This window comes from Microseira wollei NIES-4236 (assembly GCF_020521235.1).
GTDB classification, from domain to species: domain Bacteria; phylum Cyanobacteriota; class Cyanobacteriia; order Cyanobacteriales; family Aerosakkonemataceae; genus Microseira; species Microseira wollei.
In genome coordinates this window covers 25,460-40,285 of sequence record NZ_BLAY01000023.1, presented here as the reverse complement: position 1 = coordinate 40,285, position 14,826 = coordinate 25,460, and the positions used below count along the sequence as shown (strand labels likewise).

The following is a 14,826-nucleotide window of genomic DNA, read 5'->3' as shown; positions in this document are numbered from 1 at the left end:
TGGGGGGAATTGCATGGGGAAAACTTTCCCTCGTGGCCCGAACAGCGGTAACCATCGGGGTCGAATTGCGCGTACGCATCGGGGAAAGCATCACCAACAGGACTTACGCACGACCAGACCAGAAACCCGGTTTCCGTAGAAACCGGGAACTTGCGCGTAAGTCCTGACCAAACTGTTTCTTAGCCAGGACTTACGCACGACGAGAAAAGAAACCCGGTTTCGACCGTCGAACGCGAGTGCGGAAGGGAGGCATATCTCTGGTTCCCAAACCAACGATTTTTCGTAGAAACCGGGAACTTGCGCGTAAGTCCCGATCCACTTTTCCTGGTGCAAGATGTGAGTTCCTGGTACTTACCAAGATTCTGGATCCAATTTTATAGCACCTGGTGTATTTATTTGGGAGCAAGTTGAAGGACTTTTTCAGCCAAATCCAAGTGTTAAAAGATAATTGGCCTTTAAAATATCTATTAACTCAAGTTGCTAGTTATCTCTCGAAGAGTGGCTAATGGCTAATGGCTGGCGAGATTGGTAAAAATCCTCTATTAGCAATTAGCCAGCAATTAGCAACCCCGAAGTTTATGACTAGCCACTTGCGTTATTATAAAAACCGGCGTTAAAAGAGGCGAATTTCCTAGATATCCTTGGGATTATGCTAGGGAAAGTGAAGCTATCAATCAATTGGCTGGGTTAATTTCAAATGCAGAAATGCCAAAGATGAATTATCAAGTAGATAATCAATCTCGTCCCGTTGAAGAAGTTGCCCGTGAGTGGCTGAAGTCTAAACTATTTGAATATTGGTCTGAATTAAAATATAAACGTAGTTTGGATCAATCCAATGCAAATAGGAGGGTTCGCTGCGTTATGTTCTGGGTTTGTAATTACGAAAAATCCCGGAGTTATAAAAATTTTCTCAGTAATTGGGTAGCGATAAGATAACTCAATATGTAAAGAAGTATCCCGATCTTCCCGAGCCACAATATCATTACTTGTCACTTTGGGAGGCATACCAAAGACAAAACTTAATTGACTGCCTAATTTGCCCAAATCTGCTAAGGATGCGGTAATTGCCCAACTCCAGATATCTGCATTAGAACCCTGGGAGCCATTTAAACCACTAACATTAGCTTCAGCTTTAGCGTTAAAGTAGCTAGCCCAACCGCCTAATATAAATTTATCGGTGAGTTTGTAAGTAAATTGTAAGCCAAAAGCATTGGAGGAAGTCGCTGTACTTGCACCAAAAGGTAATTGAGCGAATATGCTGCCCTTACCCCCAGTTACATTAATACCTGAACCCGGTTCGGGGGCATAGTAGTGACCATAGGTAAAAGCAATCCCGACTTTGTCCGAAGGATTATAGGTTAATTGAGTCAAGACAGTATATTGACCACCAAACAGTCCCTCCTTAGTATTGCTACCAGAACTGCTTAAATAACTGATACCTGCGGCTATTTGGTCGGTGAAATTATAGTAAACTATTGTACCACTGCCAAAAGCAAAGCCGTATATAGGACTTTCTGCACCAAAATTGGATATTGATCTGACAGGATTAAGCGCGGGAAAAATGCGCGTGGGAAAGTCCGCAATAGGAGCGATCGCTACTCTGCCGCGATTCCCTATGGGAAATTCATAAAATACCGTTCCTAAGAATATATCATTGCCAGTGTTGACTGCACCTGTAAAACGAGTCATATCTGTACCAGTGAGACTTCTGCCAGAACCCGTAATATTCCCTGCTAACATCTGGGTTCGCAATCTATCTTTACCTGTAAAACTGGTATCCAAGGTCAGTATCGTTGCTCCTGATAGAGTAGCATTTACATCCAATTCTTCCCTCCTGGAGTGACTCCCAGGACCAACTGCTTTCTGATCACCAAAAGCACTATTTAAATTAAAAATTCCCACACCCCGTAAAACTGTAGTAGTGCTAAACTGACGCTCTTGTAGATAAGTTACTCGCTGTTCTACGTTGCCTATTCTGTTAGTTATTTTTTGGATTTCTGTAGCAAATTCTGCTTGCAATCTTTCGAGTGTTTCCAATTCTTCTTGCTGAGGCAATAGATTGTTTAAGCTGTCAATTGAACGTCTAATCTTGAGCAGGCAATTATTGAATGCCGCAGCAAATTCATAACGGGTCATAGCCCTATTTCCATTGAAATTTCCGTCACCCGAACCACTAATGCAGCGGTATTTTTCTACTAAGCTACGCAGCGCTTGATAGGCCCAATGGTCAGGAGTAACATCTTCCAACTGATCGACATTGGTGATTTCCTCAAGTTCGGGAGGCTGATTGCTATCTAGTCTTTCGATTTGCTGAACAATATTTTCTTGAACTTCAGATTCTAAATCAGAAGTTACTAAAGGTAATTCATTCCTAGAGGATAGTTGGGAAACTAAGCGTGTAGGAATTACATTTAAATTACTTAAAGATTCTGACTCAATAGGATTTGAGTTTACTGCTTGGGCTAGGACTGGAGATAAAATTAGTAAATTACAACTCAGTATCACTGAGGTAAGAGAAAATGATACATTCAAGTTTTTCATGATTGTTTTGACTGATTAATCCTCACACCTACAACTGCTTTTAATATTCTGCCTAACACTTGCCAAATAGCAGAGTTTTAATAAGGTCGAATTCTCAATTCATTATTTACAGCTTCAATTGCTTTTTGGGTGACATCTTCGGGAATTCTTGTGTATTCTAACTCCTCATTAAATGTTTGACCCTTCGTTAAAATCCAGGTCAACAATTTTTGAGTTGCTTTCATGGTATCTGGGTTGAGATACTGTTTATAAATTAGCAGCCAAGTTAAACTCACCAAGGGATAACCATCTTCTGGATCTTTGATATCTTCAGTGGTGAAATCATCATTAAACTTGACCTTTGCTAGGGCTTTCTTGGTTTCTTCTAAAGTTGGTTTAACGTAACGACCCTTTTGATTTTCAATACTGGCAATAGAAAGATTGTTCGCCACAGCAAAGTTTCTTTGGACATAGCCAATAGCACCATCAACTCGTCGTACTTCTCCTGCTATTCCACCATCTTCGGCAAAGGAATTATATACCTTAAATCCCCAATCAGGGTTTCTACTGGCTGGTATTTTTCCCCCCGTTATTTTATTTAAGTATTTAGTCAGAATAAAGCTACTAGCGCAATTGCCAGAACAAACTACGACTTGGATTTTTTGACTAGGAAATCTGGGATCAACCTGTTGCCAATTGCTAATTTGACCGCTAAATATTTTTGCCAGTTTATCACGAGATATTTTCACCTCGTTTGTAGCATTTTGCAGGTTATAAACAACAGCTAAGGCACTTCCCCCTGTCGGCACCATTAGCAAACCATCTTCCATCTGATTTTGCTCAATAGGAGTAGGAATTAAGCTAGTACCTGCAAAGTCTACAGACTTATTAGTAAATAACCGAATGCCGCCACCACTACCAACAATGGTGTATTTAAACTTTTCACCTGTTTGCTGTTCGTATTCTCTGCTATAACGCTGATAAAGAGGTTCGGCAAAAGAATCACCAGCTCCCCTAAGTAATCCCGCAGCAGGATTGGTGGTGAAAGTAATTGTTGTTGTAGTTACGGCGGCAGTTAAAATTCTCTGCCAGTTACCGATTGTAAATGTCTTCATGACTATCTTTATTAGGTAAGGTTTGATAGCGATTAGAAATCGCGGCTACACAAGCAAAACTCTTGATTTTTCATTAGTCCGCGTAGGCGGACTTGGTTTGTGTAGCCCCAGAATTCTATTCTGAGGGCTTTTGTTTTACTAAATCCGAATTTTTTTGCGGTAAATGATGACTTTATTACCATCAGCAGCAATTTCTAACCAAAAATCCTGAATCACAAACTGATAGAAAAACTCACCCAGACGGGTACTCCGCCAAGTGCTGATAAGTTGGTCATTTGGTGCCCATCGTTTGAAAGCTTTTACAGCAATTTCAGGAACTGCACTCGGATCTATTTGCTCGTCAACTTGAGTAATAGTGCCACTGGGAGTAACTTGTACTTCAACTTCAAAGCCTTGTTGGTTTTTCCCTCTGAGTATGTATATTAACGAACCATCTGACTTCAGTTCAATTCGGGCTAGGTTAAATTCAGCATTTGTCACTGTTTTTGCTGAAGACATTGCTGGAAGTGGTACTTCTTCCATGGGGATTTTTCGTACTATTCCCCCTAGAATTTGGGCTATTAATAAATCTCCTTTTTCTCTGACAGATTCAGCCTGAGTATAACAGGGATAAATGGCGGATGTACAAACAGCCATTCCTGTAACGATCAGTATTTTCTGCCAATTATTTCTGGAAAACATCATGAGTTTTTTAGTTGGTTTGTGTTTTTTTGCAGCCATTTATTTAGATGAGACTCAATCAGACTCACTCGGAACATAATTCCCCGCTTCTTTCTAGGAGTATTCAGTTTGTTGAATCCCCTGTCCCAAAATCCATTACTACCATACTTTCCCTTGAAACAAGTGTGATGAATATCTTGAAAATCTAAGGGCAACAGCCAATCAAATATTTGTTTAACTATTGTGCAGGTAATCGCGAGCTTTAAGTTAAATTTTACCTCAAAACATAAATCAAATAATTTTTTCACTGTGTCCTAGGAGTATTTATTTGAACCATTTCAAATAATGCAATATCGGCATAATAAATCGTCTCGCAGAGAGGACTTTAGTCCTCACTACAAACAAAAATCTGATACCTCTTAATTTTGCATTGGTATTACCAACCCATTGTTCGTGGGTCACCAGTTGAGGTGTGACTAGCTGATCATTTACATAACAACCAAACATGAAACTGGCATCGAATTATCTCACAATGCTATTGCTAATGCAAGAGCTTGCTATAAGATTCTTTGCTAAGAATCGGATGTTCGTCAGGAATATAAGCCAACAAACCATATTTTGACTCCCAGCCAGCCCTCATGGATTGCAGATTTCTGGCATCCTGGAATAGCACGCTCACAAAAGGACAATACAGCATGAAGGAGGGCAGCAAGTACCAGCCACTCCTGGAGTTTCTGCGCGACAACAATCAGCCGGAAGTCATCCTCACCTTTGCGGAAATAGAGGCACTAATGAACGACAGCTTACCCGATTCGGCACGCAGCCAACGCGCCTGGTGGAGCAATCGCCGCAAAGGCGCATGGCAAGCTTCCGCTTGGATGGAAGCCGGATATCGCGTTGAAGATGTTGATTTTGAGCAGCAGCGCGTTACATTTCGCCAACCTCCTAGTAAAGTTAAAGTTCAGCGTCTTGGTGACACCGAATTATGGAATAGTGAACTAATCAAGGCACTGCGTCGCCATATGGGTCTGACACAGGCAGAGTTTGCCGAAAGACTCGGCGTGCGTCAGGCAACTGTTAGCGAGTGGGAAAAAGGTATCCACACACCAAGTCGTGCTATGTCCAAATATCTGACCATAGTTGGAGAACAAGTAGAGTTCTATCAGGAATAAGGAAACTAAAATTTCTGTCTTCACATCTTGACATAATAAGATTAATTCGTATAAATTGCTAAAAAACCCAACAAAGTTTTCTGGCAATAGTCAAGCATGAACAATTGCAGAGGTAAACCCAAAGCCCCGAAACCCTTACGCCACAGCATTAATCCCAGAACCTATCACCCTGGGGCAAATCGCCAAACACCTGAAAATTCCCCAAGAGCGCATCCTCAACTGGGAAAAATGGCACAACGTCCTCTGGGTGCATATCGAAGGCATCGGCGGTTACTTTGTCAGTTATCGCCAATTGGAACAATGGATTGCCGCAAGTCGCACTCTGATTCGTTACTGTCCCAACTTGAGCGCCCTTGACGCCCTTTGGCAGTCGATTTTGCATGAAGCGCAAAGATATAACGATGAGGCACTTGCTCGCCTCGAAGCCTTTTGGCAGCAACGATACGCCTCACTATCGAGCCGTTAAACAACTAAAAAATGTCAGAAGCCAGCATCAAGTTTCCTCGGCTTCCTGCTGACTTCTGGCTCCCCAAAAATAAGGATCCGTTAGATAGTTGTCATTAAAATATCTAAATGTGTTAAGATGTCTCCATTCTAGAGACATACAGACCAGGGAAATGCTCTCAATTGAATCAGAGCATTTTTAGTGCTAGACTTTAGAGCCTAAGAGCAGACAAGAAGGTGAGCAAAAATGCTGCTTTGTCAAAAGATCCGGCTGCAAATAAGTTAATCTGACCAAAAAGCCTTAGAGTTTATGCAGGCTAAGTGCAGAGGCTTGTATAAATGGTGGATTGGCAAGTTACGTCACGGGCTAAGGTGGAAACTCTATGAAGCCAAGAAAAGCTTGCAGGATAGCAAGCAACACGACCGGGAACTCAATCAAGTTTATGGCAAGCTATTAGCAGAAGTCTATTTTAGGATAGACAAAGCGATGCAAGCATTTTACCAACGAGTCAAAATTGGTGAAACACCAGGATTTCCTAGATTTAGACCTCGCCACGCTTTTTTCACTCTCTGCTATCCCGCAAGTTATTTGAAGGTGGAAAACAACCACATAATTTTACCTACAGGGGGAAAAGGAAAAAATAAACTCTTTCCCAATATCCAAGCTTTCCTGACAGAACAACCACCAGAAAAATTCAAGGAAGTTGCAGTGTCCCGCGACAGTCGAGGCAATTACTATTGCTCTTTTGTCTATGAAACTAGCTGCTCCTCATTAGATCAAGGAGGCACAGTTGCTTTTGATTTAGGCGTAAAAACATTGGCTGTCGGCGTCAACGAACAAGGCAGAAATTATCAAATAGGAGGATTTAAAGGAAATGGGTGGTTTAACAAGCAGTTAGACAAGATTCGTTCCAAACGCGACAAGTGCAACAAAGGTTCCCGACGCTATCTTTACCTGAGTAAGATTTACCAACGGGTTTCCGAAAAACGTCGAAATAAACAACTTGACTCATTGCATAAAGCCTCAAGCTTAATTGCCTACAAACTGGCTGAAAGTGCTGTAGTAATTGGCGAAAAGTCTGTGCGACAGATGGCAATGCAGTCGGAAAATAAATGGTTGAACAGGGCAGTGTTTAATGATTGGGGCTTGTATCAGTTTGTGCAGCTCAAGTACAAGTGCTTTTTAGCTGGTAAAAAACTGCAAGTTCTTAGTGAAAGAAATACTAGCAAGACTTGTTACAGATGCGGACATTCTCAAGATATGCCTTTACATCAAAGAACATATTTTTGCCCAGAGTGCAGTCTAGTCATGGACAGAGATCAGAACTCTGCCCGGAATATACTACTGCGGTATCTTGCTCGGCTAGAGCCACACAAACTGCTATCAGGCAAGCGGTGTACTTGGGTCAAACCAAGTAATCGACACGTTTACACAGGTTTAGAAAGGCAGAATATCCCTATGATAAACCTTGTCGGCGATGTGAACATACATCGTCCTTGGATACTGGTGCAAATTTTACCCAATTTGAAAACGCACGTGCTTGCCCGTTTCCGCAATCGCCAAGATGCGGATATCTGAGAGTCTTGCGTCGGTTTGTGCCAAAAGCAGCGAGAGCGATTGTTTTTGAACCGCCTGTCAAGCAAGAAGCCTAATATAATATGGCGATCGCAATTTCTTGAAGGATGCGATCGCTAATTACCTCATCCGCCAGAAACACAGCCCCAAATGCTCCTGCACCCAACAGTTTCTTGAGGCGATACTTGGGGGTAAACCATTCATTTTCAAACATGCGCCAGAAGTGATTTGGGTTCATCTAAAGCCTAACTTGCTGTTTGGTTTTGGACTGCACAAAAGTGCGACTGAAGGTAGCTGCCAAGCCGATTGTTGCCAAGGCACCGATGCCAAACAGTGGAGAGGGTTCGGGAACGCTATAGATACAATCAGATGCTACTTTAGTGGTAAATTGGTCAAACGTATACTTAACTCTTGGGTCGCGTGCATCTTTAAATAACAGGTAGGTTTGTTGACCGCCACCGGGGTAACATGTATTGGGAGCAGCAGGAGGAGCAGGTTGGGGACCGGCAACACCTTAATAAATAACTATATCTAGGGGTAAGGCAGAAATATCTACAAATTGTCTCGAATCTGCGTTATTGCCGAATTCTTTATCCAGCGCCAAAAACCTGACCGCATCCAAATTAATGTCGTATTTATCAGTTGTCAGATACGACCCTTTATTAATGCTTGGTACTCCCGGAACTGGAGCTGTAAAATAGCGATAAAACGTCAAAGATTCCCCGGCATTGCTTAACTCCTGAAGAGTTCTGGCTGCACATTGACCATTCAGGAATGATGATATAACATTATTGCGAATCCCAACTGTAGGGAATTGCTCTGGATTTGCACCTACAGAAGGTAATACATCACCACAGGGAACCAGAGTGGCTGCTATTGCTTTGGCTCCAGTAGCGACAATTAAAAAGGGAGAAAGACCGATAACGGCTACTCCACACAACCAAAAAGTACGCTGTCCCACCACGATAATTTTTACCTAACTTATGTTGGACTAAATTATATTCAGAGCTTCCTATTCCGTCAATAAAATTTTCAGGACTGACGCAAAGAAACTTTGGTGATATGAAAAATCGTTGGTTTGGAAGAGATATGCATACCCTAGCTTGCGCGAACGACGGTCTCACCTTTGTTTCTTTTCTCTTCTTGCGTAAGTCCTGCTCTCGTTAAAACCCCCTTGAAGTTTGCGTTCCCGATGCTACCGGACTTGATATCAGCAATTAGCGAATCAATTCCAGCGCCTGCTGATATCAACTTCGGATGATTACTTATAATAAAAACTTCGACCCGTCCGGTGCGTCCTTAGCCTCTGGGCGTCAGCCCTAATTATAAGCGTTCAACCGGACACGATATGACGGATCGTGGTTCGATTCTTTGCACAGGCAATCTTGAATCTAGTACGCTCTGACTCTGACAGGACTTACCCACGACCAACCCATCACCTTTGTTTCTGCGTATATCTCTAGTTACAAAGCGACGATTTTTTATAGAACCAAAGGTGATTTGTGTAATTCCTATCTGATAGAAAAACTCTGAAATTTACCTTCTTCTCGTCTTCTGACACAACCACTAAACAACCTACAAACTGTTTGCTGTTATCAGTAGTTGCTCTTCCAGATAAATCCGATACAATTCACATCGGAGCTTGGCTTGATTATTCTCCACCTTGATTAACCCTAGACTCTCTAATTTATAAGAAATTGCCGAGTCTAATTTGGCATCTTCTGGTTCATTTAACAATCGCTTGAGCGCGCCCATCATCTGGGGATGGCGATGCAAAATCATCCAAATATTTCGCAAATAATCCCGATAAACTTGCATTTGAGTCGGGGCAGATTGTAAGAGTTTATTCAGAGTAATTTCTCCCCGACTGAGATAGTAGAAGGCCAGCCGCACTAAATAAGGATGTCCCCCTACCATAGCCATTAATTTTTCCGCATTTTGATTCGATTGCCAATTGAGTTCATAGCGGTCAGCTAATGTTTGGATCTGTTTTAGATTAAACTCGGGCAATTCGAGTACTAATCCGATATTAAACGGAGATTGATTCCGGGGTAAATCCACATAAATTTCCGGGTATTTAACCATGACAATGCGGAGTTTTTCAAAAGCTACATTTGTCTGGGCCTGTTCGTACCAATAGCGCAGGAGTGGCAAAAATTCTTGAGCGATTTTGGCATAGTCAAACAGCCGATCCAATTCATTTAAGGCTAACACCAAAGGCGTGGTGATTTCCTCTAGTATGTATGCCTCAAAATACATGGTACAGCTAACTTTACTGCCGATTTCAACATCCCAATAATCATCTAATCGAGCCGGGAGTTTCAGTTGTAGGCTGACATTGGCACAAAACCAGCGCAGAAATTTATCGATACTCTCAAAAATGCTTTCATCTGCCTGCATAAAATCGATCCTTGCTGTGGTGTAGCCTTGCGCTTTACCATAGGAAAGGAGTTGATTGAGCAGAGAACTTTTCCCCATTTTTGGGGGCGATTTGATGCAGATGACGCTGCCTGGAAAGCTGATTTCGCTGTAAGCCAATTCTTCAATGGGAGGGCGTTCGATATAAAAGGGGGAATTGGGCGCTTCTGGTCGATTGGGGAATTCTAAAGTTCTTATACTCAGCCGCTCTTTGTCAGGTATCTCTCGCTTCGCCGCAATTGAGCCATTCTGGGGGGGTGTCTTAAGTCGATAGCCAATACCATAGACAGTTTCGATCGGATCAAAGTCCATTCCCCCTAGTTTCAGCTTCTGCCGCAAGTCTTTAATTAAGTTGGTGACCGCTGCTGGACTGGGGGACTCACCGATTGACCACAGGTGTTCGATAATCGTACTGCGCCCGAAAAGCTTTTGCGGGTGCAGCAGAAACAGCTCTAGTAACTGGTATTCTTTGGGCGAGAGGGAAAGGGGACGTTCTCGGTAGGTGACTTGTGTGGCGGTGGTGAAAAGACGCAAATCTCCCCAAGTTAGCACTGAAGGGGCGATTTCAGCTTTTCTGCGGCGCAATAAAACCTGCATTCGCTCTATTAATCGTGGCGGGTCGAAAGGCTGCATGATATAGTCATCCGCTCCCGCCTCTAATGCCGCGATCAGATTCTGCTTTGCCTCTTGGGAAGCCAGCAAGAGGATGGGAGTTTGCTTGTCTTGGGCACGCAATTGGCGGCAGAGGGCAATTCCATCCAGTTTGGCATCGGATAAGTCGAGCAGGATCAGGTCGTTGTGCAACCAAGTGGCTAAGTTTAAGCCTGTTTCACCGTCTGCTGCCACCTCCACCGTGTAATCCTGGCCACTCAGCGCTTTGGCGATTGTGGTCGTTGTTGTGGAGTTTTTTTCTACAACCAGAACTTTCATGGCAGATTGCGGTCAGGAGAGAATAACATCCTTATTATTACCTAATTTTTATGACATTCTGATTATTTGCTTATTTTTTGCCTAAACCCCGCTCAGTTTCTTATTATTTTCTTAGGTTCCGAGGGTCAATAAATTTGTGCATCAATAGAACGCTAAAAAATAAGAAATAAATCAGAAATGTCAGGAATTATAAGAATAGTATCAATAGAGATGTTAAAGAATTATTAATTCCTCGCATTGAGCGTGGGAATGTCTTGGAAACGTGATATTTTAATCGGGAACAGGTTTGGCACCCATCTTGGGGGATCAAATATACCCGGGTTTTCGATAGCAGAAAAGGAAAAAGACTCAAAAAATGCTCAGCAAATCTTTGACAATCGTTAATCAGCGCTATCAAGCTATAAAAGATGGTGAAGATGTCATTCAAGGATTAACTCAAACTTCAAAGAGTTTACCCCCCAAATATTTTTATGACGATCGCGGGTCGGAATTATTTGAACAAATCTGTGAGTTACCGGAATATTACCCGACGCGAACAGAAGCATGGATTTTGAGTCAATATGCCGATGAAATTGCTCAGATAACAGGCGGTTGTGAACTGGTAGAATTAGGCAGTGGCAGTTCCACCAAGACTCGCATTTTGTTAGACGCTTACCAAAAAAATGCAGGTGACTGTAGATACGTACCGATTGATGTCAGTGGGGGAATGCTCGCAACCACTGTGCGACAGTTACAACAAACATATCCTGATTTCTCGATTGCCGGATTACAAGGAACTTACGAACAAGCTTTGTCACACCTCAAATTGCAACCTTGGTCATCGCGGATGATTTGTTTTCTGGGCAGTTCCTTCGGAAATTTTACACGGCAAGAATCTGACGGGTTTTTGAGCAAAATTGCTCGGGCTTTAAAATCAGGGGATTACTTTTTGCTGGGCGTAGATTTACAAAAACCCAAGGAAATTTTGTTACCAGCTTATAACGACAGTCAGGGAGTAACGGCTGCTTTTAATTTGAATATGCTCTCCCATTTGAATTGGCGGTTTCAAGGGGATTTTGACATCAAGTTATTCAAGCATGAAGCGATTTACAATCAAGCAGATGGTCAAATTGAAATGTATCTGCATTGCCAAAAGAGTCATTGGGTATCCCTAGAAATGCTAGATTTACAAGTGTTCTTTGAAGTAGGGGAAAGTATTCTCACCGAAGTTTCTCGGAAGTTTGATTTAGGAATTATGCAAAAACAACTGGAGGTGCAAGGGTTAAAGACAGTGAAAATTTGGACAGATCCACAGCAGTGGTTTGGCTTAATTCTTTGCCAAGCTTAAGTTGCAATCACCTCTCAATAAGCCTAGGGTGGACGGTGCCAAAAACATAAAAATAAGGTTGTGAACGAACTATGAAAGCAGTGCCCAGCCTACAACTTTGTTAAATGAAAAACATCAACTACCCCCGCTCTAACCTATGGAAGCAATTTGGAACGCGCTGCAAAATCTCGATTACTCCGGCATACCCATTGGCAAAATTGCTGCTGCCATCATCATCCTGACCCTGACACAGGCGTTGAGACGATTTGTTGTTGCAGTTATAGTTAAAACTATTGAGCGCTTTACTCGCAAAACCAAGACCGACCTCGACGATGAGTTAATTGCGATTCTCAAGCCAGCCTTAAGTTGGTTGATTCTGATTGCTGGACTGTGGCTAGTCAAGGAAATTCTGGCAAAGGAATTAGGTTCTCAATTGAGCGAAACAATAGGCAGGACGCTCAATTTGGTAGTCGTTTTCATAGTTGCATATGTTGTTTATCGAACCTCTTCTATCTTTGGTCAGATAATTGCTAACCTGTTGCTACATACTGACACTGAACTGGATGAATTGCTCAGACCCTTGATGCCGAAGATTTTTCAATCGGCAGCAGTTATCGTAATCGCTATTAAGGTCAGTGAAATCTTTTTAGGACAATCAGCAGCAGCACTGGTTGGTCTATTAGGTGGTGCTGGTATTACTTTTGGTTTGCTGTTGAAGGATATTGTCTATGACTGGTTTTGTACAATTATTATCTACTCGGATCATCTCTATCGAGAAGGGGACTGGGTTTCAGTCTCAGGATTGCAGGGTTTTGTGCAGATAGTCAAGATTGGATTTAGAACCACAACCCTGCATGTCTATCAGTGGGGTTCTATTGTGAAAATGCCCAACTCTAGAATGATTACTGGAATCGTAGAAAATTGGTCACAAAATCCTGGTGATGAATTAAAGTGGGGCCTGAATTTAACTCTCAAGATTGATAATATTTCAGCCAAGCAAACCGCCAGAATATGCGATGCTATTCGAGAAATGCCCTCATTTATTAAGGGCTTATCCAAAGAGATAATCGTGAGGTTTAGCAAGATTGAAAATAATGCCCGCGTCATTAACATCGTTGCCTTTGTTAATGATGACAATCTCTACTTTGATGCTGAGAAAAACTTAAATCTAGCCATCTTAGAACTTTTAGAGCAAGAGAGCATCGATTTCTTGTATGTGGATCTCCGAACCGATCCGGAAAAATACAAACAGAGTCAAAAAGGAGCCAATAATTGAAGATAAAATATTTTTGGATTCAGTCTAGAACACCAATTCTGTTTAAGTTAGACCATGAAAACTCTCCAAGCTTATCCGCCACAACTTGATAATTGCGATCGCCAAACAATCCTGGATTATTTTGAGGATGCTTGGCAACTCGAAGACAGTCTGATGAAAACTCTGGTCGGTGAAGACACATTCTATCTCAATCCCGACCCCTTGAGAAATCCTCTGATTTTTTATCTGGGACATTCGGCGGTTTTCTACATCAATAAATTAATTCGGGTTGGATTATTAGAAAAACGCCTCTATCTTGAATATGAAATATTGTTTGAAGTTGGGGTTAATCCGGAAAAGCCTGAAGAATTGAATCAGGCGATCGCTCATTTGAATTGGCCACAAGTTGCTCTTGTTTGGGAGTATCGAGAACAAGCATATTCCGTAATTTCCGAATTCATTAAAACAACCCCAATTACTCTACCCATTCATCCCCATCATCCCCTATGGGCTTTAATGATGGGAATTGAACACCAGCGCATTCATGTGGAAACTTCTTCCATGTTATTTCGCCAATTACCAGTTGAGAGAGTTAAACGGCCCTCAAACTGGAAATATGCCCCTTTTAATGGTTACACTCCTCAGAATGAAATGGTGGAAGTTGCTGGTGGGGTTGCAAAACTTGGCAAAGCCTATAACGATCCAACTTATGGTTGGGATATTGATTATGGCTCGCGCACTGTTGAAGTTGCACCTTTTGTAGCCAGTAAATATCTGATTACCAATGCAGATTTTCTCTATTTTGTCAAGACTGGTGGCTACGAAAATCAAGAGTATTGGGATGAAGAATCTTGGCGCTGGAAAACTCAAAATAACATCAAACATCCGAAATTTTGGCTACCTGAAAATGGTAGCTACAAATATCGCGCCATGTTTGATGAAATAAACTTACCTTTAGATTGGCCTGTAGAAGTCAATCATTATGAAGCAATGGCTTACTGTCGCGCTCAAGGTAAGGGGACTCGGTTAATGAGTGAAGCCGAGTACAATGTAGCAACTTATGGTAATGGTTTGGTAGAAGATGTAGACAATTACAATCTCAATTTCAAATTTGGCTCACCTACTCCCGTCGGCATGTTAGAAACTGCAAAAAGTCACTCTGGGTTGTACGATTTGCGGGGGAATGTTTGGGAATGGTTGAGCGATAACTTAAATCCGCTCTCAGGATATAAGCCGCATTTTCTCTATGAAGACAATTCGGCGATCTTTTTTGATACCAAACATAATATGATATTAGGAGGATGTTGGATAACTAACGGGACAGAAGCTTTAAAATATTATCGCAACTGGTTCCGTCCCCATTTTTATCAGCACGCTGGTTTTCGGATTGTTCAAGACCAGAAATTACCCACCGTGTAGACGGATGGGGA

General features: G+C 42.1%; 12 protein-coding genes and 2 pseudogenes. 7 read left to right on the top strand and 7 right to left on the bottom strand.

Going from position 1 to position 14,826, the window contains the following annotated elements; genetic code table 11:
- Positions 1 to 90: 90 nt before the first annotated feature.
- Positions 91 to 333: a hypothetical protein gene (locus MiSe_RS09740; protein WP_226578131.1), complete on the bottom strand. Its 243-nt coding sequence runs from the start codon at positions 331 to 333 to the stop codon at positions 91 to 93.
- A 333-nt stretch (positions 334 to 666) separates the two neighbouring features.
- On the opposite strand from MiSe_RS09740, the pseudogene MiSe_RS53730 reads away from it, so the two are divergent.
- Positions 667 to 783: pseudogene (locus MiSe_RS53730) on the top strand (glycine betaine ABC transporter substrate-binding protein); the annotation flags it as partial.
- Between the two features lie 21 nt (positions 784 to 804).
- Here the strand turns inward: MiSe_RS53730 and MiSe_RS09730 are convergent.
- The 3 genes from MiSe_RS09730 to MiSe_RS09720 all read right to left on the bottom strand — a co-directional run bounded on the left by MiSe_RS09730 (position 805) and on the right by MiSe_RS09720 (position 4,355).
- A complete protein-coding gene (locus MiSe_RS09730; RefSeq protein ID WP_226578128.1) occupies positions 805 to 2,541 on the bottom strand; it encodes an iron uptake porin in 1,737 nt (578 codons plus the stop codon).
- A 77-nt stretch (positions 2,542 to 2,618) separates the two neighbouring features.
- Positions 2,619 to 3,635 carry a substrate-binding domain-containing protein gene (locus MiSe_RS09725; RefSeq protein ID WP_226578126.1) on the bottom strand — a complete coding sequence of 339 codons (1,017 nt, stop codon included), beginning with the start codon at positions 3,633 to 3,635 and terminating at the stop codon, positions 2,619 to 2,621.
- A 138-nt stretch (positions 3,636 to 3,773) separates the two neighbouring features.
- The gene (locus MiSe_RS09720) at positions 3,774 to 4,355 is read right to left on the bottom strand and encodes a hypothetical protein (protein ID WP_226578123.1); all 582 of its coding nucleotides are present in this window, start codon (positions 4,353 to 4,355) and stop codon (positions 3,774 to 3,776) included.
- A 635-nt stretch (positions 4,356 to 4,990) separates the two neighbouring features.
- Here MiSe_RS09720 and MiSe_RS09715 point away from each other — a divergent pair.
- The 3 genes and pseudogenes from MiSe_RS09715 to MiSe_RS09705 form a co-directional block, all read left to right on the top strand.
- Positions 4,991 to 5,467, top strand: coding sequence for a helix-turn-helix domain-containing protein (locus MiSe_RS09715; RefSeq protein ID WP_226578121.1), 477 nt, complete (start codon positions 4,991 to 4,993; stop codon positions 5,465 to 5,467).
- A gap of 247 nt (positions 5,468 to 5,714) precedes the next feature.
- Positions 5,715 to 5,933 (top strand): hypothetical protein, encoded by a 219-nt coding sequence (locus MiSe_RS51985; RefSeq protein ID WP_307731297.1) that lies wholly within the window; start codon positions 5,715 to 5,717, stop codon positions 5,931 to 5,933.
- 225 nt (positions 5,934 to 6,158) lie between these two features.
- Positions 6,159 to 7,286, top strand: a pseudogene (locus tag MiSe_RS09705) (RNA-guided endonuclease InsQ/TnpB family protein); the annotation flags it as partial.
- Positions 7,287 to 7,560: 274 nt separating this feature from the next.
- On the opposite strand, the gene MiSe_RS09700 reads toward MiSe_RS09705, so the two are convergent.
- The 3 genes from MiSe_RS09700 to MiSe_RS09690 form a co-directional block, all read right to left on the bottom strand.
- Positions 7,561 to 7,725 (bottom strand): hypothetical protein, encoded by a 165-nt coding sequence (locus MiSe_RS09700; RefSeq protein ID WP_226578115.1) that lies wholly within the window; start codon positions 7,723 to 7,725, stop codon positions 7,561 to 7,563.
- Positions 7,726 to 8,001: 276 nt separating this feature from the next.
- Entirely contained in the window at positions 8,002 to 8,448 is a 447-nt protein-coding gene (locus MiSe_RS09695; RefSeq protein WP_226578112.1) for a hypothetical protein, read from the bottom strand.
- A 614-nt stretch (positions 8,449 to 9,062) separates the two neighbouring features.
- A complete protein-coding gene (locus MiSe_RS09690; protein ID WP_226578108.1) occupies positions 9,063 to 10,835 on the bottom strand; it encodes an AAA-like domain-containing protein in 1,773 nt (590 codons plus the stop codon).
- 355 nt (positions 10,836 to 11,190) lie between these two features.
- Between MiSe_RS09690 and egtD the strand changes: the two genes are divergently transcribed.
- The 3 genes from egtD to ovoA all read left to right on the top strand — a co-directional run bounded on the left by egtD (position 11,191) and on the right by ovoA (position 14,815).
- A complete protein-coding gene (gene egtD, locus MiSe_RS09685; protein WP_226578105.1) occupies positions 11,191 to 12,162 on the top strand; it encodes an L-histidine N(alpha)-methyltransferase in 972 nt (323 codons plus the stop codon).
- A 136-nt stretch (positions 12,163 to 12,298) separates the two neighbouring features.
- Positions 12,299 to 13,417, top strand: coding sequence for a mechanosensitive ion channel family protein (locus MiSe_RS09680; RefSeq protein WP_226578103.1), 1,119 nt, complete (start codon positions 12,299 to 12,301; stop codon positions 13,415 to 13,417).
- 54 nt (positions 13,418 to 13,471) lie between these two features.
- Positions 13,472 to 14,815: a 5-histidylcysteine sulfoxide synthase gene (gene ovoA / locus MiSe_RS09675; RefSeq protein ID WP_226578100.1), complete on the top strand. Its 1,344-nt coding sequence runs from the start codon at positions 13,472 to 13,474 to the stop codon at positions 14,813 to 14,815.
- Positions 14,816 to 14,826 lie beyond the last annotated feature (11 nt).